This is a genomic window from Acidiferrobacter sp. (assembly GCF_054609335.1).
Genome location: NZ_JBTRWP010000002.1, coordinates 56,776 through 81,724, shown reverse-complemented (window position 1 = coordinate 81,724; position 24,949 = coordinate 56,776). Strand labels below are relative to the sequence as shown.

At 62.5% G+C, this 24,949-nt stretch carries 19 protein-coding genes and 1 pseudogene; 15 read left to right on the top strand and 5 right to left on the bottom strand.

Annotated elements, in window-relative coordinates; translation table 11 throughout:
- Positions 1-273 precede the first annotated feature (273 nt).
- From ACYCTF_RS00980 to ACYCTF_RS00970, 3 genes are all read left to right on the top strand, one after another.
- Positions 274-927, top strand: a complete 654-nt coding sequence (locus tag ACYCTF_RS00980; protein WP_461283010.1) for a beta-class carbonic anhydrase — start codon at positions 274-276, stop codon at positions 925-927.
- 54 nt (positions 928-981) lie between these two features.
- Entirely contained in the window at positions 982-1,218 is a 237-nt protein-coding gene (locus ACYCTF_RS00975) for an FmdB family zinc ribbon protein (protein WP_461283009.1), read from the top strand.
- Positions 1,219-1,327: 109 nt separating this feature from the next.
- A complete protein-coding gene (locus tag ACYCTF_RS00970; protein WP_461283008.1) occupies positions 1,328-3,079 on the top strand; it encodes a sigma 54-interacting transcriptional regulator in 1,752 nt (583 codons plus the stop codon).
- On the opposite strand, the pseudogene coaE reads toward ACYCTF_RS00970, so the two are convergent.
- The 3 genes and pseudogenes from coaE to pilB all read right to left on the bottom strand — a co-directional run.
- Positions 3,050-3,538: pseudogene (gene coaE / locus ACYCTF_RS00965) on the bottom strand (dephospho-CoA kinase); the annotation flags it as partial. The gene ACYCTF_RS00970 and the pseudogene coaE sit on opposite strands and share 30 nt — an antisense overlap.
- The gene (locus ACYCTF_RS00960; protein WP_461283007.1) at positions 3,531-4,397 is read right to left on the bottom strand and encodes a prepilin peptidase; all 867 of its coding nucleotides are present in this window, start codon (positions 4,395-4,397) and stop codon (positions 3,531-3,533) included. The pseudogene coaE and the gene ACYCTF_RS00960, both read right to left, overlap by 8 nt.
- A gap of 144 nt (positions 4,398-4,541) precedes the next feature.
- Positions 4,542-6,266 carry a type IV-A pilus assembly ATPase PilB gene (gene pilB / locus ACYCTF_RS00955; RefSeq protein ID WP_461283006.1) on the bottom strand — a complete coding sequence of 575 codons (1,725 nt, stop codon included), beginning with the start codon at positions 6,264-6,266 and terminating at the stop codon, positions 4,542-4,544.
- 163 nt (positions 6,267-6,429) lie between these two features.
- Here pilB and ACYCTF_RS00950 point away from each other — a divergent pair, with 163 nt between their 5' ends.
- From ACYCTF_RS00950 to ACYCTF_RS00905, 10 genes are all read left to right on the top strand, one after another.
- A complete protein-coding gene (locus tag ACYCTF_RS00950; protein ID WP_461283005.1) occupies positions 6,430-6,849 on the top strand; it encodes a rubrerythrin family protein in 420 nt (139 codons plus the stop codon).
- A 73-nt stretch (positions 6,850-6,922) separates the two neighbouring features.
- Complete coding sequence (locus ACYCTF_RS00945) at positions 6,923-8,272, top strand: heterodisulfide reductase-related iron-sulfur binding cluster (protein WP_461283004.1); 1,350 nt, start codon at positions 6,923-6,925, stop codon at positions 8,270-8,272.
- A 27-nt stretch (positions 8,273-8,299) separates the two neighbouring features.
- Positions 8,300-8,605 (top strand): encapsulin-associated ferritin-like protein, encoded by a 306-nt coding sequence (locus tag ACYCTF_RS00940; RefSeq protein ID WP_461283003.1) that lies wholly within the window; start codon positions 8,300-8,302, stop codon positions 8,603-8,605.
- Between the two features lie 15 nt (positions 8,606-8,620).
- Positions 8,621-9,202, top strand: coding sequence for a DUF3501 family protein (locus ACYCTF_RS00935; RefSeq protein WP_461283002.1), 582 nt, complete (start codon positions 8,621-8,623; stop codon positions 9,200-9,202).
- Positions 9,202-11,094 (top strand): DNA topoisomerase IV subunit B, encoded by a 1,893-nt coding sequence (parE, locus tag ACYCTF_RS00930; protein WP_461283001.1) that lies wholly within the window; start codon positions 9,202-9,204, stop codon positions 11,092-11,094. Before ACYCTF_RS00935 ends, parE begins: the two co-directional genes overlap by 1 nt.
- Positions 11,094-13,301 carry a DNA topoisomerase IV subunit A gene (gene parC, locus ACYCTF_RS00925; protein ID WP_461283000.1) on the top strand — a complete coding sequence of 736 codons (2,208 nt, stop codon included), beginning with the start codon at positions 11,094-11,096 and terminating at the stop codon, positions 13,299-13,301. Before parE ends, parC begins: the two co-directional genes overlap by 1 nt.
- The gene (gene truA / locus ACYCTF_RS00920; RefSeq protein ID WP_461282999.1) at positions 13,298-14,116 is read left to right on the top strand and encodes a tRNA pseudouridine(38-40) synthase TruA; all 819 of its coding nucleotides are present in this window, start codon (positions 13,298-13,300) and stop codon (positions 14,114-14,116) included. The genes parC and truA overlap by 4 nt, the downstream gene beginning before the upstream one ends.
- Positions 14,117-14,194: 78 nt before the next feature.
- A complete protein-coding gene (locus ACYCTF_RS00915) occupies positions 14,195-14,560 on the top strand; it encodes a metalloregulator ArsR/SmtB family transcription factor (protein ID WP_461282998.1) in 366 nt (121 codons plus the stop codon).
- A complete protein-coding gene (locus tag ACYCTF_RS00910) occupies positions 14,560-15,006 on the top strand; it encodes an ArsI/CadI family heavy metal resistance metalloenzyme (protein ID WP_461282997.1) in 447 nt (148 codons plus the stop codon). The genes ACYCTF_RS00915 and ACYCTF_RS00910 overlap by 1 nt, the downstream gene beginning before the upstream one ends.
- Positions 15,007-15,053: 47 nt before the next feature.
- Entirely contained in the window at positions 15,054-16,361 is a 1,308-nt protein-coding gene (locus ACYCTF_RS00905) for an arsenic transporter (RefSeq protein ID WP_461283046.1), read from the top strand.
- A gap of 57 nt (positions 16,362-16,418) precedes the next feature.
- Here ACYCTF_RS00905 and ACYCTF_RS00900 read toward each other — a convergent pair whose 3' ends face one another.
- Positions 16,419-17,804 carry a PhoH family protein gene (locus ACYCTF_RS00900; RefSeq protein WP_461282996.1) on the bottom strand — a complete coding sequence of 462 codons (1,386 nt, stop codon included), beginning with the start codon at positions 17,802-17,804 and terminating at the stop codon, positions 16,419-16,421.
- The gene (locus tag ACYCTF_RS00895) at positions 17,804-18,280 is read right to left on the bottom strand and encodes a peroxiredoxin (RefSeq protein ID WP_461282995.1); all 477 of its coding nucleotides are present in this window, start codon (positions 18,278-18,280) and stop codon (positions 17,804-17,806) included. Before ACYCTF_RS00895 ends, ACYCTF_RS00900 begins: the two co-directional genes overlap by 1 nt.
- A gap of 772 nt (positions 18,281-19,052) precedes the next feature.
- On the opposite strand from ACYCTF_RS00895, the gene ACYCTF_RS00890 reads away from it, so the two are divergent.
- Together ACYCTF_RS00890 and ACYCTF_RS00885 are read left to right on the top strand one after the other, a co-directional pair.
- Positions 19,053-22,529, top strand: a complete 3,477-nt coding sequence (locus tag ACYCTF_RS00890; RefSeq protein ID WP_461284418.1) for a HAMP domain-containing protein — start codon at positions 19,053-19,055, stop codon at positions 22,527-22,529.
- A 9-nt stretch (positions 22,530-22,538) separates the two neighbouring features.
- Positions 22,539-24,890, top strand: a complete 2,352-nt coding sequence (locus ACYCTF_RS00885; protein WP_461282944.1) for a hybrid sensor histidine kinase/response regulator — start codon at positions 22,539-22,541, stop codon at positions 24,888-24,890.
- Positions 24,891-24,949: the final 59 nt, after the last annotated feature.

Below are 24,949 nucleotides of genomic sequence, written 5' to 3'. Positions count from 1 at the left end.
TAGGGGGTGCTCGTCGGATGAGTCGGTGGGCAGCAGTGACGCAGGTGTTCCCTATGAGAACTTGTGTTTCCCACGGCAATTCCCCGGCGGCGAGTGTCAGCGGCCGGTTGTCCGCCGGAGAGTGAGTAGCGTCGCTTCCCTGTGGCGTCCTTTAAGCTATTGATTATTCAGAAACTCCTAATCGGCACGGTCCTTGCGCCCTAGATGGGGCCGAGCGCCACTTTGCAGCCTCGGTTGGACGTTCATTCATTCATGTCAGAGGAGATAGCAGCCATGGCGACATTGAAAGACCAATTGACGGCGCAGGTGGGCGCTTACGACAAGTGGGCCAAGCGGCGGCGTTACGGGGCCGACGGCCCCAATAATCGGCGACTGTGGGTTCTCGCCTGCATGGACGAGCGCCTGCCCGTGGATGAAGCGCTCGGCATTCATGTGGATACGCCCGCCGGCGGCGGTGATGCGCACTGCTTCCGTAATGCGGGCGGGATCGTCACCGACGACGCCATCCGTTCGGCCATGTTGACCTGTCAGTTTTTCGGCACCAGGGAAATCGTGATCGTCCAGCATACGCAGTGTGGGATGCTTTCGGCTAACGCTCGGGATCTCGAAAAGGTCCTGCGGGAGCGAGGCGTAGATCCCGACAAGCTGACGCTGGATCCGACTCTGCCGGAACTGACCTTGGCCAAGGGCGCGTTCGCCAAATGGATAGGCATGATGGATGACGTCGATGTGACATGCTTGAAGACGATCGAGGCCTTCCGTGCCCACCCCCTTATCCCTAAGGATGTGACCATTAGCGGCTGGATCTGGGAAGTGGAGACCCGTCGCCTGCGAGCCCCGCGCAGCGACAAGAAGGGGCGCGAGGCCACCGACGTCACGGCCGCCGATTTTGGCGTTAGCGGTCACCAGCCGCCGCGCTGGGCCTGACTATGATCGGGCGGGGCGTCCTGGGGGCGCCCCGCCCCTGCCCTGGAGGTGGCCATGGCGCCCACTTATGATTACCGTTGTCTCCGCTGCGAACAAAGGCTCACCGCCCGTCATCCCGTGCACGCGCTTAGGCCTCACTGTCCGTATTGCGCGGGTCCCTTGCGTCCCGTTGTGACGACCGCGCCCGCGGTCCATGGGACTATGGCTCGGGGGCGCGAGGCGGCGATACGTTCACTCGAGCACCCGCCTGCGCCTTGCCCGACATGTCGAGGACCTTGCGGTCATCACTAGGCCTATTGGGGTTCGCGGGCGGACCCCCTTATACTGGGGTCTACGCCTCCTCTAGGGCGCGACCCCGCAGGATGCGCGGGCCGCGCCCCCAGCCCCGAGGACTCGCATCATGACTATTAAAGACCCGCTTGCGGACCTAAGCCCGTTGTCGTTTCTTCAGATGTTCGTAACACAAAGCGCCAAGCTCTCGGGACAGGCCGGCGGCCGATCCGTCGATGCCATCGAGTATCTGGGGCTTACGGCAAGCAGCTGCCTCGAGCTCCATGCGCGCCAGCAGATGGATCTTCCAGAAACACTCGACCACGAACAATACGGGCGGCTCATCGTGCATATTAAGAACGCGATCGGCGGTGAGTTCCGCGCCGTTGCGGCGCCGCCGGGGGTCGTGCGCGTCAAAAACCTCCGCTGCCCTTTCGGCGCGCGTGTGCAGGATGCCCCGGAGCTGTGCCGCACCACCGCATCGGTTTTCGGCGGTATCGCCGCTCGCAGTTTCGGTTATGCGAAGGTGGAGATGAAAAAGCGCATCGCCCTGCGCGACGAATGTTGCGAGGTTGACATCTATACGGATCGGAAAGCGGCCGAGGGGCAAGCGGGCGATGAGTATGTGAGCGAAGGTAAGGAGATCGTGTCGCACCAGACCCTGAGGGATATAAGCGTACGCGTTGCCGAAAGGATGGCGCGCGCTCTCTGTCCGGCCGGCCCCGCGGGCCGCCCCCGCAAGCCGCCCGCGATCGTGGCCGAATCGCGCTCCATGCGCGAGATACTAAAGGCCGTGGAACTCGTGGCGCCCACCCGCTCGAGTGTCCTGATCAGCGGCGAGACCGGGGTCGGCAAGGAGATCATAGCGCGCGCCTTGCACGCCCTAAGTCCGCGCGCCCCGCGTCCCTTTCTAGCTGTCAACTGTGGCGCCGTCCCCCAGGACCTGATTGAGACTACGCTTTTCGGTCACGAGAAGGGCGCCTTCACGGGCGCTCAGAATCTGCACCATGGGCTCTTTGAGCGCGCCCATCAAGGGACCTTGTTCTTGGATGAGATCGACAGCCTGCCGCTCCTTGCGCAGGCCAAGCTTTTGCGTGTCTTGCAGGAAGGCGAGTTCGAGCGGGTTGGCGGGCGCGAGGCACGCCAAGTCGATGTCCGCGTCGTGGCGGCCGCGAATAGGCCCATAGGATCTCTGGTCGAAGCCGGGCTCTTTCGCAGCGATCTCTATTACCGGCTGAACGTCGTGCCCATAGCCGTGCCTCCCTTACGGGAACGTCCGGAGGACGTGACGGGTCTTGTCCATCATCTGCTTGCGGCCCTGGCGGTGCGCCACGGCAGCCCGAGTAAGTGCTTGGGCGGTCGCGCCTGGGCGCAGGTCATGGCGTATGCGTGGCCGGGCAACGTCCGTGAACTCGAAAATGTGCTGGAGCGGGCCTTCCTGTTTACGCCGGGATCCTTGATCGATGACGTTGGTTTGCGCGACGAGCCGCAGGGCTCCGCTGTTCGCGGCGCGTCCGGGGCTCGTGCGCCCTTGCATGTCGCCAAGCGCCAGGCCATGCAGAGCATTGAGACGCGTGTACTACAGGACGCCCTCGAGCGCCACCACGGAAACGTGACGGCCGTGGCGCGGGAGATGGGGATCACACGCCGCGCCGTTCATCAGAAGCTGAAGCGCTACTCGCTTCCCGCAGCGCCCTACCGGGATGCCGCTCAGCATTCGGGAGCGCCCCGCAGTCTGGCCTCAGCGGGTTTCCGCGAGGGCAAGGTAGCGGCTGTGGAGCGCCCGTACGTCGGCTGCGAGGGCGCGGAGCGAACCGTTATTGACGATGATGTCGTCGGCGCAGGCGCGACGGGTGGCGCTAGTCGCCTGGATCGCGAGTAGTCGCTCGATGGTGTCGGGGTCCCACCCCCGATCTTGAAGGCGGTGTCGCTGTTTTGAGGGGTCGGTCTCGACGGCGAGCACTCGGCTTATGTGGGTTGGGCGTCCGGTCTCAGCGAGCAGGGGGATGACGAGAACCGCATAGGGCCGCGCAGCCTCGGACCGACGCTTCATGAGCTCGTGGATGGGTGGATGCAGGATACCTTCAAGGGTCTTACGGGCGGCGGTATCGGCAAATACCCGTTCGCGCAATCTCGCGCGCAGGATGCGTCCCTCGCTATCGGCGATGTCATGACCGAAGGCGCTGATGATGGCGGCGCAGGTGGGTTGTCCCGGTTCCATGAGTTCATGGGCGGTCTGATCGGCGTCCACGACGAGCGCGCCGCATTCGGCAAACACTTGCGCGGCGGCCGATTTGCCGGCGCCCGCGCCCCCAGTCAGCGCCACGCGAAAGCTAGACATGCGTGCCGCGCAGATAGAGGGCCATGAGCGGCCAGCCATAAAACAGGGCAAGCCAGATCGCGGCACATAGGAACGGCCCGAAGGGCATGGGTGTCGAGCGCGTCAGTCGCCGCGTCAGAATCAGCGCGCCGCCGTAAAGTGCGCCCGCCAGCGATGCAAACAGCAGCACGAGTGGCAGCAATTGCCAGCCGAGCCATGCCCCACCGAGTGCGAACAGCTTGAAGTCCCCCTGACCCATGCCCTCCTTGCCGGTGGCTAATCGGAAGGCGTGGAACACGAGCCATAAAAAGAGATAGGCCCCGACCGCGCCTAGGACCGCTGAATCCAGGGACGCGTACAGACCATCCCGATTGACGAGCAGGCCCAGCCATAGAAACGGCAGGGTGATCGTGTCCGGAAGGATCTGCTCGCGCATATCGATGAAGGTGAGCGTGATGAGTGCCGCCCCCAGCAGGAAGGCCCCCGCGCCACGGGGCGTGAGCCCGAAATGCGCGACCGATACGAGGGCCGCCAAGGTCGTTAGGGCCTCAATCAGGAAATATTGTCGCGGAATCGACGTACTACAATGGCGGCACCGGCCGCGCAGCAGCAGAAAGCCAAAGAGCGGGATGTTATCGCGCAACTTGAGGGGCGCGTGACATTGGGGGCAGTGGGACGCGGGCCAAGCGATATTGAAGGTCTCGGCCTTTTCGGGCGGGGGAAGGGCGAGCGCCTCCCGGCAATCACGATCCCACTCGCGTTTTAGAATGATCGGCAGGCGGTAGACGAGCATGCTGAGGAAGCTGCCGACCACAGCCCCTAAGATCCCCACGACCAAGTAGGCTGCGACGGGATCGGACGCGAAAGAAGTGGGGTTCATGGTGATCATTTTCCGAACATCTCGGTCGTTGCCGACCGCCTATGGGGAATGGCGACAGATCCTGTAAGGGTTGCTGTCGCCGACGAGACGCGCTTACGGGCCCTGGGCGCGCGAACTGTGCCGGCGGGCAGTTTTGTGCGATCGCTATTCGTTGGTCACGCGTTCCACTTCCTCGAGGCTCGTGATGCCTTCCCGCACTTTTCTGAGGCCCGATTGCCTGAGGTCGGAAATCCCCTCTTTTTGGGCCTGTGCGGCAATATCGGTGGGGTTGCCGCCGTTCAATATGATCTGCCCGATGGCCGGGCTCACGGGCATGACCTGATAGATGCCCACCCGGCCCTTATAGCCGCCGTTGCATTGATCGCATCCAACTGGGCCGTAGATATTGAGGTTTGGGATGTCGGCCTCATGAAAGCCCACCTGACGCAGGGTGGTCTCGGGGAGCTTTACGGGTTTGCGGCAGTGCACGCACAATCGACGGGCTAGGCGCTGGGCGATGATGAGATTGACTGCCGAAGCGATATTGAAAGGCGGCACACCCATGTTGACGAGTCGCCCCAGGGTCTGTGGTGCGTCGTTTGTATGCAAGGTGGAGATGACCATGTGACCGGTCTGTGCCGCCTTGATGGCGATCTCGGCTGTCTCTAGGTCGCGGATCTCACCGACCATGATGATGTCCGGGTCCTGGCGCAGAAAGGCGCGCAGCGCGGTCGCGAAGGTGAGTTTCGCACGCTCGTTGATATTGACCTGATTGATGCCGGCGAGGTTGATTTCGACTGGGTCCTCCGCAGTCGAGATGTTCCGGTCCGCGGTATTCAGAATATTGAGCGCGGTGTATAGGGTGACGGTCTTACCGCTTCCGGTAGGCCCGGTGACGAGCACCATGCCGTAGGGGCGCTCAATCGCCTCAAGATAGATGGCCCTCTGTTCCGCCTCGAAGCCAAGCTTGTCGACGCCTAGTGACGCCGATGCCGGATCGAGGAGGCGCAGCACGACCTTTTCGCCAAAGAGCGTGGGCAGGGTGCTGACACGGAAATCGATCGCGCGGGTCTTCGAGACGCGGATCTTCATCCGTCCATCCTGTGGGACACGGCGTTCCGAGATATCGAGCCGCGCCAGGATCTTGACGCGCGCCGCGATCCGTGCGGCGAGCGCGATGGGCGGGGACGCGACTTCCTGAAGGACGCCGTCTGTGCGGAAGCGCACGCGGTAAATCCGCTCGTAGGGCTCGATATGGATGTCCGAGGCCCCGCGGTTGATGGCGTCGAGCAGGATCTTGTTGACGAAGCGGACGATCGGTTTGTCGTTGATGTCGCTTTCGGCAGCTTCGGTGGTCGGCTCTGTATCGCCGCTCACATCGATGTTTTCCAGGCCTTCGCTGGCCGCCATGTCAGCCAGCGACCCATCTTGCTGGGTAAGGTTGCGATCTATGATGTTCCCAAGCTTGCCTTCCTCGACCAGCAGAGGCTCTGGAAGTAAGCCGGTATTGAATTTAATTTCGTCGAGGGCTGCCAGGTTGGTCGGGTCCGCCACCGCCACGAACAGGCGGTTGCCGCGCTTGAAGATCGGCAGGACACGGTGGCGCCTGATGAGCTTGGCGTCGACAAGCTTGATCGGGAAGGTTTCGTTGTCGAAGGCGTTGATGTCGAGCAGCGGGATGCCGAATTCCTCGGAGGCGGTCTTGGCGACGGTTAGGGCATCGAGCTTTTTGCTCTCCACCAAGCGTGTCACAAAGGAGACCTTATTGGTCAACGACTCCGCGTTCAGGCGCTCCGCCTCGGCCGGCGTCAACAGCTGGTCGCGGACGAGACGCGCCGCGAGGCCAGTTAGGAGTACGCCGCCGTTTGCCATCGGATTGACTGTTGCCATAGATGCTGACTCAACCTTGCCTGAGATTGTGGTGAGCTTGATATCATAGTAGTTGACTTGGCGCCGTTAGCCAGTATGGTGTTTTTCAGACCGCCCGGGGCTTGACCGGGATCCCCCTATAATTTAGACTGATTCTAAAGTTACAACCACATGGAGCACGACAATGAACCTGAAAGGTACCAAAACACACGATAATCTCAAGGCCGCATTTGCCGGTGAGTCGCAAGCCAACCGCCGCTACCTGTATTTCGCCGCCAAGGCCGACGTCGAGGGTTATAATGACGTCTCCGCGGTATTCCGCTCGACCGCTGAGGGAGAAACCGGCCATGCCCACGGTCATCTGGAGTATATGGAGGCCGTCGGTGACCCCGCCACCGACCTGCCGATCGGCAGCACCTCGAACAACCTGAAGGCCGCGATCGCAGGCGAGACCCATGAGTATACCGATATGTATCCGGGTATGGCCAAGACTGCGCGCGGCGAGGGCTTCGATGAGATTGCCGATTGGTTCGAGACCCTCGCCAAGGCTGAGCGGTCGCACGCCAACCGGTTCCAAAAGGCGCTCGACAGCCTCGGCAAGTAAGTCTTTACAATACGGCACAGTAAAGGGGGGCGGGTCGGCGATGCCGGCCCGTCTTCATTTTTCAGGGGGGGTTATGGAGAAGGATACGGAAAAGTCCGTGGTCAACCGGGAAGGGAATCTCGAGGCGCCGACGCGTCACCCGATTGCCTGGCGGGACCCGCTCTTTACCGATGCTGCCGCCCTTGAAACCGAACTGACCCGGGTTTTCGATATCTGTCACGGGTGCCGGCGCTGCTTTAATCTGTGCCAAGCCTTTCCCACGCTCTTCGATCTCATAGATAACTCGGCCGATATGGAGCTGGAAAGCGTCGATCGTGCCGATTACGCGAAGGTGGTCGACCAATGCTATCTCTGCGATATGTGTTATATGACGAAATGCCCCTATGTGCCGCCTCATCCATGGAACGTGGACTTTCCGCACCTGATGCTGCGTGCCAAGGCGGCCAAGTTCCGCGCGGGTAAGACCCGCTTGCGTGATCGCGTCCTAACAAACACAGATGCCGTCGGCAGGCTTGCCGGGATCCCGGTCGTCACCCAGATCGTGAATGCCGCGAACCGTAATTCCGTGGCGCGGGGGCTCTTGCAGTCCACGCTCGGTGTCGACGCCCGGGCACGTCTGCCGGCCTACCACAGCCGCACCTTTCGCAAGACTTGGCGGCCGGCACCTCTGAAACCGGAACCTACGCCCGACACCCGGGGTCAGGTCGTCTTGTTTGCAACCTGTTTTGGTAACTACAACGAGCCGGAGCTTGCTGCAGACCTCGGGCGCGTGTTCGAGCACAACGGTATCGCCGTACGCATCTTCGAATCGGAGCGCTGCTGTGGGATGCCAAAGCTTGAGGTCGGCGACCTGGAGGGCGTGGCTTCGCTCAAAGAGGCCAACATACCCGCGCTCGCCGCCTTGGTCGACCAGGGCTTCGATATCGTGGCCCCAGTACCCTCGTGCGTCTTGATGTTCAAGCAGGAACTGCCGCTCTTATTTCCGGAGGACGAGGCGGTGACCAAGGTCAAGAACGCGATGTTCGATCCGTTCGACTATCTGCTCTTGCGCCACAAGGCCGGTCGCATGAATACCGATTTCCAGGAGCGTCTCGGCAAGGTAGCCTATCATGTCCCTTGCCATCAACGCGTGCAGAACATCGGCTTGAAGACGCGGGATCTTTTGATGATGGTCCCGGGGACCTCGGTGGAAGTGATAGAGCGTTGTTCGGGGCATGACGGGACCTACGGTGTCAAAAAGGAATTCTATGAGGATGCCGTCAAGATCGGGCGACCGGTGGTAGCGCGCATCCTCGCGGCCGAGCCCGATTACTTCATGAGTGATTGCCCCATCGCAGGCCACCATCTCGCGCAAGGGCTTGGGAGCGAGGCGCAGCCCGTATCACGGTTCGCGCTGCTGCGTCGCGCCTACGGCATCGATTGACGGACCAACCGATAAGGAGGAAGGCATATGGCGCACGAGGACTTGCACGAGGCGGCGTCTGATCTGACCCAGACGACCCGGGATATGCACAGGGCGATCATATCGCTCATGGAGGAGCTTGAGGCGGTGGATTGGTATCAGCAGCGGGTCGACGCCTGCCAGGATCCAGAGTTGCGGGCCATTCTGGCCCACAACCGGGACGAGGAGAAGGAGCATGCGGCCATGGTGCTTGAATGGATAAGGCGGCATGACCCGGCGTTCGATCACGAGCTTAAAGCAAACCTTTTCCAGGACGGCAGCATCGTCGCCCGCGAGCGTAAGGACAAAGACTGAGGGCAAGGAGGTTCCATGCAGGCACTGACACGCAAAGACCTGATGTCTCTTGAGAGATACGCCGAGGAGCGGCCCGCGTTCCGGGCCCGCGTCATGGCGCACAAGCGCGACCGGCAGATCGCGATAGGGCCGTATGCGCGGCTCTATTTCGAAGATAGGCTCACGATCCAGTATCAGGTCCAGGAGATGCTGCGTATCGAGAAGATCTTCGAGGCGAGCGAGATCGAGGAGGAATTGAAGGCTTATAACCCCCTCATACCGGATGGCGCCAATTGGAAGGCGACCTTCATGCTCGAGTACGAGGACGTGGCCGAACGCCGCGCCGCGCTCGCCAAGCTCGGTGGGGTCGGGTCCCGGGTCTATGTACGGGTGGGGGAACGGCCGCGGATCTATGCGGTGGCCGATGAGGACATGGGTCGCGAGAATGACGAGAAGACCTCGTCTGTGCATTTTCTGCGCTTTGATCTTGGAGGTGGTATCGTGGCCGCCGCCCGGGCTGGGGAGCTCATCGCTTGCGGTATAGATCATGCCGCCTATCGCGACGAGACCGTCCTCACTGAGCGTCAACGCGCGGCGCTGCTCGCGGATTTTGCCTGATGGCGCGTTACGACGCCTCCGACATCGAGGTTCTGACGGGGCTCGAGCCGGTTCGGCGACGCCCCGGGATGTATACGCAGACCGATCGGCCGCATCACTTGGCGCAGGAGGTCATAGACAACTCCGTCGACGAGGCCATAAGTGGTCATGCACATCGGATCGTCGTGACTTTGTATAAGGATGACTCGTTGTCGGTTGAGGATGACGGGCGCGGGATGCCGGTCGACCTCCATCCGGAGGAGGGCATCAGCGGCGTCGAGGTGATCCTAACCCGTCTGCACGCGGGCGGTAAATTCTCCGGGAAGAACTATACCTTTTCGGGGGGGCTGCACGGCGTCGGCGTCTCTGTGGTCAATGCCTTGTCAGAACGCCTCGAGGTTACGGTCAAGCGGGGCGGGCAATCCTATCGCATGGCGTTTTCGCGCGGCGAAAAGGTGGAGGACCTGGCGGTGATTGGGTCGGTTCCGCGCAAGGAGACCGGCACCACGCTCAGGTTCTGGCCGGAGGCCCGTTATTTCGACAGCGCCAAATTTCTTCCCGCCCGTCTAAAGCATTTGTTGAAGGCCAAGGCGGTGCTCTGCCCGGGCCTGCGGGTCGTGTTCCGCTCGGAGCAGGATCCAAACGACGACGCCGAATGGCATTACGAGGATGGCCTCGGGCAATATTTGGCCGAGTCGCTCGACGATCGCGAATTTTTCCCGTCCACGCCGTTCATTGGGGCCATGGCGGGCGGCGGCGAGCAGGCCGAGTGGGCGGCGGCGTGGGCTGCCGAGGAGGGTCCGGCACCAGTCCGGGAGAGTTACGTGAATCTCATTCCGACCACTCAGGAAGGCACGCACGTGAATGGTTTTCGCGTCGGGCTCACCGATGCGCTGCGGGAGTTCTGTGAGTTCCGTAACCTCCTGCCGCGTGGCTTGAAGCTCGCGGGAGAGGACGTATGGGAGCGGATCGCTTTTGTGTTGTCCGCCAAACTGAGGGAGCCACAGTTCTCGGGCCAGACCAAGGAGCGGCTCACGTCGCGTGAGGCGGCCTCGTTCGTGTCTGGGGTGGTGAAGGATGGCTTTGCCCTGTGGCTGAACGCGCATGTCGCCGAAGGGACGGAGATCGCGAAGATCGTCATCGAGTGCGCACAGGCCCGCGAGCGGCGCTCCAAGCGCGTCGAACGCAAGAAGGCGGTCAACGGCCCGGCCTTGCCTGGTAAGCTTGCCGATTGCACGATGCAGGATCTGGCCCGCACGGAGCTCTTCCTTGTGGAAGGCGATTCCGCCGGCGGGTCCGCCAAGCAGGCGCGTGACCGCACCTTCCAGGCCATCATGCCCCTGCGCGGGAAGATACTGAACACATGGGAGGTGGACTCAAACGAGATCCTCGCCTCCCAGGAGGTGCATGACATTGCCGTTGCCCTGGGGGTTGATCCGGGTTCCGATTCCGTGGAGGGCCTGCGCTACGGAAAGGTCTGCATCCTGGCGGACGCCGATTCCGACGGGGCGCATATCGCGACCTTGTTGTGTGCGCTCTTCGTGCGTCACTTCCGTCCGCTCGTGGCCGCCGGTCGCGTGCATGTGGCCATGCCGCCCTTGTATCGGATCGACGCCGGCAAGGACGTCTATTACGCGCTGGATGACAACGAAAGGCAGGGGGTGCTCGACAAGATCGCCGCAGGCCGCGGGCGCATGAAGCCCAATGTCCAGCGGTTCAAGGGTTTGGGCGAGATGAATCCGGTGCAGCTGCGCGAGACGACCATGAATCCGGACACGCGCAGGCTCGTGCGTCTCGTGCTTGTCGACGATGACGGCACGGACGCCTCCTTCGATATGCTGCTTGGCAAGAAGCGCGCTGCGGATCGCAGGCGCTGGCTTGAGGCGAGCGGTGACAAGGCGGAGGTGGCGTAATGGAGCAGACCGAACTTTTTGGCGAGCAGATGCCGGTCGTGGGCTTCACGGAAAAGGCCTACCTCGATTATTCGATGTACGTCATCCTGGACCGTGCCCTGCCGCATATCGGCGACGGCCTAAAGCCTGTGCAGCGCAGGATCGTTTACGCTATGTCCGAGCTTGCGCTCGCCGCGGGCGCGAAATTCAAAAAGTCGGCGCGTACTGTCGGCGATTGCCTCGGTAAATTTCATCCGCATGGCGATACGGCCTGCTATGAGGCCATGGTTCTCATGGCCCAACCCTTCAGTTATCGCTATCCGCTCGTGGATGGTCAGGGCAACTGGGGTTCCCCGGATGACCCCAAGTCTTTTGCGGCCATGCGCTACACCGAGGCGCGCTTGTCGCGCTTCGCCGACGTGTTGTTGGCGGAGCTTGGGCAGGGCACCGTCGACTGGGTGCCGAATTTCGACGGCACGCTCGAGGAGCCCAAGCTCTTGCCCGCGCGCCTGCCCCATGTGCTGTTGAATGGGGCCACCGGCATCGCTGTGGGCATGGCGACCGACATACCGCCGCACAACGCACGCGAGATCGCCGCCGCCTGCGTGCGGCTCTTGGATGAGCCTAAGGCGAGCGTCGAGGAGCTTTGTGAACATGTGCTCGCGCCGGACTATCCGACCGGCGCCGAAATCGTGACGCCCCGTGAAGACATCCTGGCCTTCTATCGTAGCGGCACGGGCTCGGTGCGGGCGCGCGCGGTCTGGGAGCAGGAGGATGGCGCGATCGTGGTTACGGCCCTGCCCCATCAGGCGTCGGGATCGAGGATCCTGGAGCAGATTGCCGAGCAGATGCGCAACAAGAAGCTGCCCATGGTGGAGGATTTGCGCGACGAATCAGATCACGAAAACCCGACCCGGCTCGTGATCGTTCCGCGCTCAAACCGTGTGGACGTCGAGGCGCTCATGAGCCACTTGTTCGCAACGACCGATCTGGAAAAGAGTTACCGGGTCAATCTGAACCTCATAGGGTCAGACGGTCGGCCGCGCGTCTACGGTCTGCGCGAGCTACTTTCGGAGTGGCTCGTGTTTCGCGTGGAGACGGTACGCAAACGGCTCGCCTTTAGGCTCGACAAGATCAACGAGCGTCTGCACATCCTCGAGGGGCTGCTCACGATCTTCGCGCATCTGGACGAGGTCATACGCATCATCCGGACCGAGGATGAGCCCCGTGAGGCCTTGATGGCGCGGTTCGCCCTGAGCGAGCGCCAGGCCGATGCCGTGCTCGAGATTCGTCTGCGGCAACTGGCAAAGCTCGAGGAGATCAAGCTCAAGGAGGAGCACGACCGGCTTACCGACGAACGCGCCGGGCTCGAGCGTCTCCTGGGTTCGCAGGCGCGATTGCGGCGTTTTGTGAAAGACGAGATCACGCGTGACGCAGCCGACTATGGCGATGATCGCCGTTCGCCTTTGCGTGAGCGGCCGGCCGCTCGGTCCATAGAGCCGGGCGATCTGGCAGCTGAACCCGTCACGGTCGTGTTGTCGGCGAATGGTTGGGTGCGTCAGGCCCGCGGCCATGAGGTGGACGGCGCGGCACTCTCCTACCGCACGGGGGATGCTTTCCGTCAGTCGGCGCGCGGGCGCAGTACGCAGTTTGCAATCTTTCTGGACGGTGCCGGCCGCAGTTACGCGGTCCTTGCCCACAAGCTCCCCTCGGCGCGAGGTTTCGGGGAACCCTTGTCGAAGACCTTGGAGCCGGAGGCGGGGGTCGAATTCAAGGGTGTCTTGATGGGCGACGACGGCGACGAGGCCTTGCTCGTGGCCGATAGCGGGTATGGCTTCAAGGCTCTGCTCGGTGACCTTCAGACGCGCGCGAAGGCCGGCAAGGCCATCGTGAAGCTCGAAGCTGGGGCGTCGCTGCTGAAGCCCGTGGTGGTGGCGAAAGGGGGCTTTATCGCATGCGCGACGGCCACGCGGCTGCTCGTCCTCGCCGAGGCCGATCTGTCGGTTATGCCCAAGGGGCGCGGCGTGAAGCTCCTGGACGCACAGGGCGAGAAGCTGGTCGCGGTGGCCGCAGGCGAGGCCGGGCAGACCTTGGTGCTCGTTGGCGCGCGCAAATCGGTGTCTCTGTCGGCGGCCGATCGCAAGCGCTTCCAAGGGGTGCGCGCCACGCGCGGTAAGGTGGTGCCCGAGGCTGTGCGCGGCCTGATCGATCTTGCCGTCGGCTCGTGACCCGCTGGGCGCTCGGCGTCGAATATAACGGCGCCCGGTTTCGCGGCTGGCAAAGCCAGGTCGGGGTGCCAACCGTGCAGGACGCCCTCGAGGGGGCGCTTGCGGCGGTCGCGTGCGAGCCGATACGTGTCATCGCTGCTGGACGGACGGATACGGGCGTGCACGCCCTGGGTCAGGTGGTCCATTTCGACAGCGAGGCTATGCGTCGAGCGGAGGCCTTCGTGCGCGGTACCAACGCCCATCTCGGTGAGGATGTGGCGGTCCAGTGGGCACAGCCTGTGGCGGGGGATTTTCATGCGCGATTCTCGGCGCGTGCCCGCCGCTACCGCTATATTTGGCTCAACCGGCGAGTGCGCCCCGCGGTCTTTCGTGATCAAGTGAGCTTCGAGTATCGACCGCTCGATGCCGCGCGTATGCAGGAGGCGGCCACGGCGCTCCTCGGCTGTCACGATTTCAGCGCCTTCCGGGCTGCCCAGTGTCAGGCCAAGTCGCCCGTACGTACGGTCCATGCGTTGTCCGTCGAGCGCAGCGGCCCTCTCGTGGTCATGCTGATCCGCGCCGATGCCTTTCTTCATCACATGGTGCGCAATATCGCGGGGGTGCTGGCTGCGATCGGGGCGGGGGAGCATCCGGTGTGTTGGGCAGGCGAGGTCCTCGCTGCCCGCGAGCGCGCGGCGGCCGGCAATACGGCATCGCCCCACGGCCTGTATTTCGAGGCGGTCGAGTATCCGGAGCATTATGGTATCCCCGCAGCGCACGAAGTCGCGGGCGTCGGACTCCCCTTCTTTGCCGAAGCGGGGCTCCCCAGCCGCTAGCGCGCGTTCCTTTCCTGCCCAGGGTCGTGCCGCTATATGTGCTTGCTTATATATATCGAATCGGATATATATAAGCCCATGCCTACCGAGGACGACCTCTTTTCCGTACTGAGCCACGATACGCGCCGCCGCCTCCTGCTCTTGCTGGAGGGCTTCGGTGAGCTCTGTGTCTGCGATCTGGTGGCGGGCGTGGATCTGCCGCAGGCGGTCGTCTCGCGCCACTTGGCGGTCTTGCGCGCAGGCGAGCTTGTCATTGCGCGCAAGCGCGGCACCTGGGTGTACTACAAGCGGCGCCCGAGTCTCGCGCCTTGGGTGGCGGATATCATTGCGGTGCTGCGCGCGGGGCCGGGCGCCGAGGCGTTCGCGCGCGACGCGCTGCGCGTTAAGGCCCTGCAAGCCCAGGGTGCGGTGTGTTGCGAACCCCACGATAGGAGTGATAAGTGATGAAGCGCATGCATATCCATTTGACGGTAAGCGATCTCGCCACCAGTGTGGCGTTCTACTCGGGGCTTTTTGCCCATCCCCCGAGCGTTCTGAAGCCGGATTACGCCAAGTGGATGCTGGAAGATCCTCGGGTCAATTTCGCGATCTCCACGCATGGGGCGAAGCCCGGGCTGAATCACCTCGGCATTCAAGTGGACAGCGAGCAAGAGTCGGCGGCGCTCGCGGAGCGTCTGGCGCAATTGGCGGCACCGATGGTGGAAGAGGGCATGAGCGCATGTTGTTATGCCCAATCCGAAAAATCCTGGGTATTCGACCCCCAAGGCGTGCCGTGGGAGGCGTTTCGCACCATGGGCGAAGCGCGGGTATTCGCCGACGAGGCTCGCGCGGAGCGCCCCTGTTGCGTGCCGACCGTGGTGCCGATGCCGGGTCGCTCGAAGGGGTGTTGACGGTCGTTTGAGCGGGTCTCGGACCGCGCAGGGGAGGATGGGGCATGGTGTTGGCAGTGGCGGTCTTCGTGTTCACGCTTGTTCTGGTGATCGCGCAGCCCAGAGGGCTCGGTATCGGGTGGGGCGCCACCATAGGCGCGGTCCTGGCTTTGGCGCTCGGGGTCGTGCATCTCGACAACATTCCGACCGTGTGGGCCATCGTCTGGAACGCGACTTTGACCTTCGTGGGCCTGATCGTGATCTCGCTCTTCCTGGACGAGGCCGGCTTTTTCCATTGGGCGGCTCTGCATATGGCGCGGGCTGGACGCGGGCGTGGCGGCCGCCTCTTTCCGCTTATTATTCTGTTGGGAGGCTTGGTGGCCGCCTTCTTTGCCAACGATGGCGCCGCGCTCATCTTGACGCCCATCGTGCTGGCCATGCTGGTGGCCTTAGGGTTTCGTCCGAGTGCCGCCCTCGCCTTCGTAATGGGTACCGGCTTCATCGCCGACACGACGTCGTTGCCGTTTGTGATATCGAACCTTGTGAATATCGTATCGGCCGACTTTTTCGGGATCCCGTTTCGCCGCTACGCTATTGTGATGACCCCCGTCGACATCGTCGCCGGTCTCGCCACCTTCGCCATGCTCTGGCTCTATTACCGGCGCGACATCCCGCAGAGCTACGATGTCACGCGTCTCGATGAGCCGCGAAGCGCAGTCAAGGATGCCCTCCTGTTCCGCCTGTCGTGGCCCATCCTCGGCCTGCTGCTTGCGAGCTACTTTCTGGCCGGGCGGCTCCACGTGCCCGTGTCCTTGCTCACGGGCATCGCCGCCCTCATCCTTTTGCTCGTGGCCGGTCGCGTCTGGGCGGGCGGCAGGGGGGCTGTGGTCCCGGTGGGGCGCGTGTTGCGCGAGGCCCCGTGGCAGATCGTCGTTTTCAGTCTCGGCATGTATCTCGTGGTCTACGGCCTGCGTGACGCGGGACTTACAGTCTGGCTTGCGCGCCTCTTGCGGGTATTGGCCGCCCACGGACTTCTGGTGGCCACCGTCGGGACCGGCTTCCTCACGGCCTTGCTGTCGGCGATCATGAATAATATGCCCACAGTCCTCATAGGCTCGCTCGCCATCCACGACATGGGGACGGTCCCCGCCGCTACGCGCGAGGCGATGATCTATGCCAACGTGATCGGTTGCGACATCGGTCCGAAGTTCACGCCCCTGGGGAGTCTCGCCACGCTCCTATGGTTGCACGTGCTGGCCCGTAAGGGCGAGGTCATATCGTGGAAGACCTATATGCGTGCCGGGCTCGTCATGACGCCCTTTATCCTATTGGTGACGCTCGTGGCGCTCGCGCTCTGGTTACGTTATCTCGCCTAGGGACTGAGGAGTGCTGATCGCCGGGTACGTTTACCGCCCCGCCCCCCTGTTCGTGCCCTATAGGGCCGCGGTCGCGTAGTCGGCGAGACGCGAGCGCTCACCACGCGCCAGGGTGACGTGGCCGCCATGGGCCCAGCCCTTGAAGCGGTCCACGACGTAGGTGAGGCCCGAGGTCGTCTCGGTGAGATAGGGGCTGTCGATCTGGGCGATATTGCCGAGACACACGACCTTGCTGCCGGGTCCCGCGCGGGTGATGAGCGTCTTCATTTGGTGTGCGCTCAGGTTTTGCGCCTCATCGATGATGATGAATTTCCGCAGGAAAGTGCGGCCGCGCATGAAGTTCAGGCTCTTGACCCGGATACGGGCGCGCATCAGATCGGAGGCCGCGGCCCGCACCCATTGCGAGTGCCCGCGGCCCTGGGACTCTCCCTGATTCAGGATATCGAGATTGTCCTCGAGGGCCCCCATCCACGGGCTCATCTTCTCTTCTTCGGTGCCTGGCAGGAAGCCGATGTCTTCCCCTACCGGTATGGTCACGCGCGTCATGATGATCTCTGCGTAGCGTTGGTGCTCTATGGTCTGATGGAGGCCCGCGGCCAGCGTCAGCAGGGTCTTGCCGGTGCCGGCTTGGCCCAGCAGGGTGACGAAGTCGATGTCCGGGTCCATGAGAAGATTGAGCGCGAAGTTCTGCTCGCGGTTGCGCGCGCGGACCCCCCACACCGGCCGTTCGTCCTCCGTGTAGTCGAGCACGGCCTCGAGGCGCGCGCGCCCGGGCCCGACTTCCCGCACGATGGTATCGGGCAGGGAGGCCTCGTCGCCGAGCAGGAATTCGCCGACATGCCAGGCCGCGGTCGCGGCCCCTCGGACCTCGAAGGCCGCGCGGGCCGGGGTCGTGGTGGGGAGCGCCTCGACTGTGTCCGAGGGCGTAAGCCGCAATTCCCCGATGCCCCGGTACAAAAGATCGGCGTCGTCCAAGACCCGCTCGCTCGTGTAGTCCTCGGCCTTGAGGCCCAGGGCGCGTGCCTTGATGCGGAGATTGATGTCCTTGGTGACGAGGATCGCCTCGCGCCCCCGATGTTCGTCCGCGAGATCGCGTGTAATGGAGAGGAGTTGGTTGCCGATGCTGTGGGTAGGCAGGGCGGCTGGCAGCGCGCTGCGCGGGCCGCCGAGCGGGATAAAGAGGTGTCCCGCCGCCGCGCCGTCCACGTGGGGGAGCGGGGCGCCGTTTGCGAGGTCGGCGGCTGTGCTCAGGGTGTCGTCGAGAAAGCGACTGGCCTGGCGGGCGTTGCGAGCAGTCTCCGAGCTGCCCTCTTTGTGGGCGTCGAGATCCTCCAAGACCGCAATCGGCACGTAAACGTCATGCTCCTCGAATCGATAGAGGGCCGCCGGATCGTGAGTCAGGACCGTGGCGTCGAGGACAAAGAGCTTGCGCGGGCCGTTCATCAGCGCGCTACGATCTCGCGCAGGTCTCGCAATACGGCAAGGACATGGCCGTCGACTTTGACCTTGCGATACTCGCGCCGCAGCACTCCTTGGCCATCTATGATGAAGGTGCTCCGTTCAATCCCCATGGACTTCTTTCCGTAGAGGTTCTTTTCCTTGATCACATCGAACGCCCGGCATAGTTCTTCGTCGGTATCGGCGATGAGGTCGAAGGGGAAGCACTGTTTGCCCTTGAAGGACTCGTGGGATTTGATGTCGTCGCGCGAGACACCGAGGATGGTCGCGTTCAGTTTCTCGAATTCCTCGTAGTGGTCGCGGAAATCCTGCCCTTCGGTCGTGCAGCCGGGGGTGTTGTCTTTGGGGTAGAAATACAACACGACATTACGGCCTTGGAGTTCCGACAAGCGAAACGCCTGATCATCGGTTGCCTGGACCGACAGATCGGGGATAGGTTGGCCGACTTGAACTGTACTCATTAGATATCCACCTACTCTGATGACTGTTTATAGGGACGGGGACGCCCCTCTTGGCGTCAGACGCCCACACGCCGTTTGGCGTATTTTTAAGGGCGCCCCCTTTTTTTCTTGCAAGGCATCCCCGACGCGCGGGGTGCGGCTCGTCGCCTCGAACGCCGCCGCGAGGCGCCGAGACCCAAACCACGACCGCGTCGAGGCGGTAGGAGCGGCTTTCGGGCCTGCCGACATCGCCTGATGCGCCCCAGGCGGCGTGTCCGCCAGTCGGGTCGCGGTCCCAGGCATCGCCCCTTATCTTCCCTCTATGGCCCCAAGGCGCCTTGCATCTGGCCGGCCCCGGTCGGGCCGGCGCTTGCTGAATAGTATTCAGTATCTTGCTATCGCCCACAAGACGATCGGGTGGGCCGAGGCGGCCGGGCGCAAGCGGCTCAGGCGGGTTGCCGGCGGCAGCGTTTGGGCGCGCCCCGCCCCCTGCCCAGGCCGTCTTGCGATGCGCCTTGCGCGCAGGGTTGCGTTCAGTACAATACCCGCAGGGCGGAGGCGGCGCCGGACCATCCAGAAAACCCCTCCAAAATATAGGCCGGGCCGCAGTCGAAGAACGAGCCACCGGTGTGATCAGGCACCGGTGCGTTGCTGCGCGCCGCTGCGTTCGCCCTTAGAACCCCGCTCCGTGGCACTCGTTCTTGGTGAATCAGACGCTGATTGTTCAGGAGGAGTTACCGTGACAACAGGGTTGAGGAGCAAGAAGGGGCGGACGTCGACGGTTCCCTCCCGAATGCCGGTTCGGGCGCGTCGCACGGGCCCTGGGGACAAGGACGACGACATGCAGCGCCTGCTTGTCGGGCTGCAACGCCTGCATGATGGGGATTTCAGTGCCCGGCTGCGTTTGCGTCAGGGCGGACAGGCTCAGCAGATCGCCCAGGTCTTCAATTCCCTTGCTCGCCACAATCAACGATTAGCCCATGAGTTCGGTCGCGTCGCGAACTTGGTCGGCCGCCACGGCCGTATCGCCGAGCGGGCATCACCGAATGGCATGCAGGGCATGTGGGCCTCCATGATCGAGGCTCAAAACAGTGCCGTCGATGACCTCGTGCACACCATCCACGAGATCTCCCGCGTCATCCGCGCCGTCGCGAGCGGTGACTTGTCTCAGACGGTTCCCTTCGAAGTCGCGGGGCGCCCCGTCAAGGGCGATCTTGTGCGAATCGGCCGTGCAGTGAACACCATGGTCGACCAGTTGCGCTCGTTTGCTGCCGAGGTGACGCGTGTTGCCAAGGAAGTGGGTATCGAGGGCAAGCTCGGCGGCCAGGCACGGGTGAAGGGGGTCTCCGGCACCTGGAAGGATTTGACCGACAATGTGAATGGCTTGGCCGGCAATCTCACCTCGCAGGTGCGCAATATCGCGCTTGTGACGACGGCGGTGGCCAACGGCGATTTGTCGCAAAAGATCACAGTCGACGCGCGTGGCGAAATCCTCGAGCTCAAAAGCACCATCAACACCATGGTGGATCAGTTGCGCTCGTTCGCGGCGGAAGTGACGCGTGTTGCCAAGGAAGTGGGTATCGACGGCAAGCTCGGCGGCCAGGCGCGCGTGCCGGGGGTCTCGGGGACCTGGAAGGATTTGACCGACAATGTGAACGGTTTGGCCGGCAATCTGACCTCGCAGGTGCGTAACATCGCCGAGGTCTCAACCGCCGTTGCAAACGGCGATTTGTCGCAAAAGATCACAGTCGACGCGCGTGGCGAAATCCTCGAGCTCAAAAGCACCATCAACACCATGGTGGATCAGTTGCGCTCGTTTGCTGCCGAGGTGACGCGTGTTGCCAAGGAAGTGGGTATCGAGGGCAAGCTCGGCGGCCAGGCACGGGTGAAGGGGGTCTCCGGCACCTGGAAGGATTTGACTGAGAACGTAAACCAGCTGGCCGGCAATTTGACCTCGCAGGTGCGTAATATAGCGCTTGTCACAACCGCCGTCGCGAAGGGCGATTTGTCGCAGAAGATCACAGTCGATGCGCGCGGCGAAATCCTGGAATTGAAAGACACCATCAACACCATGGTCGACCAGCTGCGGTCCTTCGCGGCCGAGGTGACGCGTGTTGCCAAGGAAGTGGGCATCGAGGGCAAGCTCGGCGGTCAAGCCAAGGTGCCGGGGGTTGCTGGCACCTGGAAGGATTTGACCGAGAACGTGAACCAGCTGGCCGGCAACTTGACGGCACAGGTACGCGCGATCGCCGAGGTATCCACGGCGGTGACCAAGGGTGATCTCACGCGCTCGATTACGGTTGAGGCTGAGGGCGAGGTTCTCGCGCTCAAAGACAACATCAACCAGATGATCAAAAACTTGAAGGAGACCACCGAGAAAAACATGGAGCAGGATTGGCTCAAGACCAATCTGGCGCGCTTTTCGGCCATGATGCAGGGCCAGAAGAACCTGTCGGCGGTCTCCCGGCTCATCATGAGCGAACTCACCCCGCTCGTGTCCGCTCAGCATGGGGCCTTTTACAGCGTCAACGTCGAAGAGAACCGCCTGGACCTGATCGCGTCCTACGCCTACAACAAGAGCGCCTCAGTTCCCACGAGCTTTGAGTTCGGCGAGGGAATCGTCGGCCAGTGTGCTCTTGAGAAGAAGCCCATCGTTCTTGGCACCGTACCCGACGACTACATTCGCGTCGCCTCCGGGCTCGGCTACGCCGGTCCCGCCAACATCCTGGTGTTGCCTGTGCTGTTCGAGGGCGACGTACTGGCGGTGATCGAGCTTGCCTCGTTCCAGTCGTTCAACTCAATCCATCGGGTGTTTCTCGATCAGCTCATGGTGAGTATTGGCGTGGTGCTGAACATCATGGGCGCCTCGATGCGCACAGAGGAGCTGCTCCAGGAGCTTCAGAACTCGAATGGCGAACTTGAGGCCCAGGCCAAGGAGCTTGAGGAAAAGGCTACGCTGCTCGAGATCAAGAATCAGGAGGTGGAGATGGCGAGCCTGTCGCTCGAGGAAAAGGCCGAGCAGCTCGCCATGATCTCCAAATACAAATCCGAGTTCTTGGCCAATATGTCGCACGAGTTGCGGACGCCGCTCAACAGCCTGTTGATCATGGCCAAGCTCCTGGCCGAGAACCGCGATGCCAACCTAAACAGCAAGCAGGTGCAGTTCGCCAATACGATCTACGCCTCCGGGCGCGATCTCCTGAACCTCATCAATGAGATCCTTGACCTCTCCAAGGTCGAGGCGGGCAAGATGGGCATCGTCGCCAGCAACACGAAGGTCGCCGAGCTTATCGACTACGTGGTCCGGGACTTCCGCGCGGTCTCACAACAGAAGGACATCGCCTTTACCATTAAGGTCGCAGGCGATGTTCCGGAGGCGATGTTCACGGACGGCCAGCGGCTCCAGCAGGTGTTGAAGAATCTGCTATCGAACGCCTTCAAGTTCACCGATAGCGGAACCATCGCCCTTGAGGCCTACCGTTACCGGGGCAACCGCTCCATGTTTCAGGCTGACACTTTGCGCGAGTCCCAGGTCGTTGTGGCCTTCACGGTCCGCGACACCGGTATCGGGATCGCCGATAACAAGCAGCGGCTCATTTTTGAGGCCTTTCAGCAGGTAGATGCGACCACAAGCCGCAAGTATGGTGGCACCGGGCTTGGTCTTACTATCAGCCGCGAAATCTCGCGACTTCTCGGGGGTGAGATCCATCTTCGTAGTGTTGAGAGCGAGGGCAGCGAGTTTACGCTCTACCTGCCCGAGGCCTATACGGGGCAGGAGGTCGAGGACGAAGGCGGGCGCGAGCCGGCCGCCGACTTCGGGGAGGCGATCGTATTCGAGGCTGATAGTGCCGCGAGCGACGACGATACCCTGGCCTTTTCGGGGCAGAAGGTGCTCGTGGTCGACGACGACGTGCGCAACATTTTCGCCATATCGAGCGTCCTTGAGAACCACAAACTGAACGTGGTATTCGCCGAGAGCGGTGCGGCAGCCATCGAGATCCTTCAAGAAAGCGAGGATGTCGATGTCGTGCTCATGGATATCATGATGCCGAATATGGATGGTTACGAGACCAGCCAGGCGATTCGACGGATTGATCGCTACAAGGATCTGCCGATCATTGCGCTCACCGCGAAGGCCATGAAAGGGGACCGCGAAAAGTCGCTGGCAGCGGGCTTATCGGATTACATAACGAAGCCTGTGGATGCCGCGGCGCTCTTGCGTATGGTCAAACGCTGGCTCAAGACCGGCACTCCCGAGGCGGTTTCATAGGAGCGTATCGTGGATAGCGACGAGAAAATCAAGATTCTGGTCGTCGACGATCGCCCCGAAAACGTAACGGCAGTGGCCGAATCGTTGGATAATCCGGAATACGATGTGGTCAAGGCCTTGTCCGGCGACGAGGCGCTGAAGGAGGTGTTGCGCACCGAGTTCGCCGTCATTCTGCTGGACGTCCAGATGCCCGGATTGGACGGCTTCGAGACCGCGAGCCTCATCCGCAAGCGCCGCAAGTCGCGCTCAATCCCGATCATTTTTGTGACGGCGATCAACAAGGAAGAACAGTACGTCTACAAGGGCTATTCGCTCGGCGCGGTCGACTATCTGTTTAAGCCCTTCGATATCGAGATCTTGCGCTCCAAGGTTGCGGTCTTCGCGGATCTATTTCGCAAGAATCGGCAGATCAAGGCCCAGGCGCGGCTCATACAAGAGAGCGAGCGCCGCGAGCGCGCGCGACAGGTGGCGGAGGTGCAGCGGCGGGGCGAGCGCCGCTACCGGAATCTGGCCGATTTCGTACCGCAGCTCGTCTGGATCATAACTCGTGACCTGCGTTTCGAGTACGTGAATCAGCGAACGTTGAGCTACTTCCGTGTCGATAGCGAGAGCGTAAGCGGGCTTGCCTTGGAGGACGTCGTGCATGCCGATGACTTCAAAGGGAAGAAGCATGTGTGGCGCGAGGCCTTGCTCGGGGGCGCCGAATTGTCCGCGGAGGTGCGGCTTAAACGGGGCCGCGACCAGAGTTATCGTTGGCATCTCGTGCATATCCAGCCCGAACATGACGCCCGGGGACGGGTGCGCGCGTGGCTCGGCGCGGCCACCGACATCGACGATCAGCGCCGGGTGGCCGAGGCCTTGGCGCTGGAGAAGGAGCGTCTCGCGGTCACCTTGCGCTCGATAGGTGACGGCGTGATCGCGACCGATATCGGTGGGCGCGTCGTTTTGATCAATCGCGCGGCCGAGCAGCTCACAGGGTGGAGCCAGGAAGAGGCCGTCGGGCGACCGCTTACGGAGGTGTTCGTGGTGCGCGAGGCGCCTTTCATTGCCGAGGTCGTGAGTGGCGGCAGCGAGCGCGTGGGCTACGGCGGACCGGACCGGGAGGGGATATTGATTCGTCGCGACTTGCGCGAGTGCGCGGTGGCGACCGGAATTATGCCGATGCGCGATGCCGAGGGGCAGTTGCGGGGAACTGCCGTGGTGTTTCGCGACGTGACCGATGCGCAGCGGCTCGAGGAAGAGCGCCAGAAGGCCAGCAAGCTCGAATCTGTAGGGCTTTTGGCCGGCGCTATCGCCCATGACTTCAACAATATTCTTACGGCGATCATGGGCAACATCTCGCTTGCCAAGCTTTATACATCAGCGGGTGAGCAGGTCTATGACAGGCTTGAGGAGGCGGAGCGCGCCGCCCTTTGGGCCAAGGATCTTACGCAGCAGCTCCTGACCTTCTCCAAAGGCGGGGCGCCGGTCAAAAGGCCGATTGACATAGGTTCGGTAGTGCGCGATTCGGCCGAGTTCGCCTCGCGTGGATCGAACATTCTCTGTGAGGTGTCGGTGAACGGCCACGTGGTGGTGGAGGCCGATGAGGGGCAGATTCGTCAGGTCGTGCACAACCTCGTCTTGAACGCGCAGCAGGCCATGCCGGAGGGTGGGCGGATACGTGTCATTGTCAACGAAGTGCGACTCACGGGGGGCGAGGGGCATGGTTTAGCCCCGGGGCACTATGCCGAAATCGTGTGCGCCGATGAGGGCACGGGGATTAGCAAGGAGAATCAGGCGCGGATTTTCGACCCCTACTTCACCACGAAACAAAAGGGCAGCGGACTTGGGCTCGCCACGACTTATTCCATTGTCCGCAAGCATAGCGGCGTGATCACAGTCGACTCCGACGTCGGCCGGGGTGCGACGTTCCGGATCTTGTTGCCAGCTTCCGACAAGGGCCTCCCGTCCGCCACCAACCCCGCGGGGCGTGTGCGCCCGGGCCACGGACGCATCCTGATCATGGATGACGAGTCGTTCATTCGTGATGTTCTGGGCCGACTTTTTACCCATTTCGGCTACGAGGTCGGCTACGCAAAGGACGGAGCGGAGGCGCTCGCTGCCTATAAGGGGGCGGTCGACGAGGAGCGGCCCTATCATCTCGTGATCATGGATCTCGTGATACCGGGAGGCATGGGCGGGCGCGAGGCCGTGCGCAAGCTCTTGGAGTTCGACCCCAAGGCCAAAGTAATCGTGTCGAGCGGTTACTCCAACGATCCGATCATGGCCAATTATAAGCACTACGGCTTTTGCGAGGCCGTGGCCAAGCCTTACCGTAATGACGAGTTGCGGACGGTGGTGCAAAGGGTCCTTGCGCATTAAGGTCGCGTGCCCAGGGCAGGGGCGGCGGGGGCGGGAGCCCCAGGGGGTCCGGCTGGCAG

Coding starts and splice junctions, on each gene's coding strand:
- ACYCTF_RS00980 (WP_461283010.1), top strand. CDS start 274: ATGGCGACATTGAAAGACCAATTGACGGCGCAGGTGGGCGCTTACGAC.
- ACYCTF_RS00975 (WP_461283009.1), top strand. CDS start 982: ATGGCGCCCACTTATGATTACCGTTGTCTCCGCTGCGAACAAAGGCTC.
- ACYCTF_RS00970 (WP_461283008.1), top strand. CDS start 1,328: ATGACTATTAAAGACCCGCTTGCGGACCTAAGCCCGTTGTCGTTTCTT.
- ACYCTF_RS00960 (WP_461283007.1), bottom strand. CDS start 4,397: ATGAACCCCACTTCTTTCGCGTCCGATCCCGTCGCAGCCTACTTGGTC.
- pilB (WP_461283006.1), bottom strand. CDS start 6,266: ATGGCAACAGTCAATCCGATGGCAAACGGCGGCGTACTCCTAACTGGC.
- ACYCTF_RS00950 (WP_461283005.1), top strand. CDS start 6,430: ATGAACCTGAAAGGTACCAAAACACACGATAATCTCAAGGCCGCATTT.
- ACYCTF_RS00945 (WP_461283004.1), top strand. CDS start 6,923: ATGGAGAAGGATACGGAAAAGTCCGTGGTCAACCGGGAAGGGAATCTC.
- ACYCTF_RS00940 (WP_461283003.1), top strand. CDS start 8,300: ATGGCGCACGAGGACTTGCACGAGGCGGCGTCTGATCTGACCCAGACG.
- ACYCTF_RS00935 (WP_461283002.1), top strand. CDS start 8,621: ATGCAGGCACTGACACGCAAAGACCTGATGTCTCTTGAGAGATACGCC.
- parE (WP_461283001.1), top strand. CDS start 9,202: ATGGCGCGTTACGACGCCTCCGACATCGAGGTTCTGACGGGGCTCGAG.
- parC (WP_461283000.1), top strand. CDS start 11,094: ATGGAGCAGACCGAACTTTTTGGCGAGCAGATGCCGGTCGTGGGCTTC.
- ACYCTF_RS00915 (WP_461282998.1), top strand. CDS start 14,195: ATGCCTACCGAGGACGACCTCTTTTCCGTACTGAGCCACGATACGCGC.
- ACYCTF_RS00910 (WP_461282997.1), top strand. CDS start 14,560: ATGAAGCGCATGCATATCCATTTGACGGTAAGCGATCTCGCCACCAGT.
- ACYCTF_RS00900 (WP_461282996.1), bottom strand. CDS start 17,804: ATGAACGGCCCGCGCAAGCTCTTTGTCCTCGACGCCACGGTCCTGACT.
- ACYCTF_RS00895 (WP_461282995.1), bottom strand. CDS start 18,280: ATGAGTACAGTTCAAGTCGGCCAACCTATCCCCGATCTGTCGGTCCAG.
- ACYCTF_RS00890 (WP_461284418.1), top strand. CDS start 19,053: ATGCCGGTTCGGGCGCGTCGCACGGGCCCTGGGGACAAGGACGACGAC.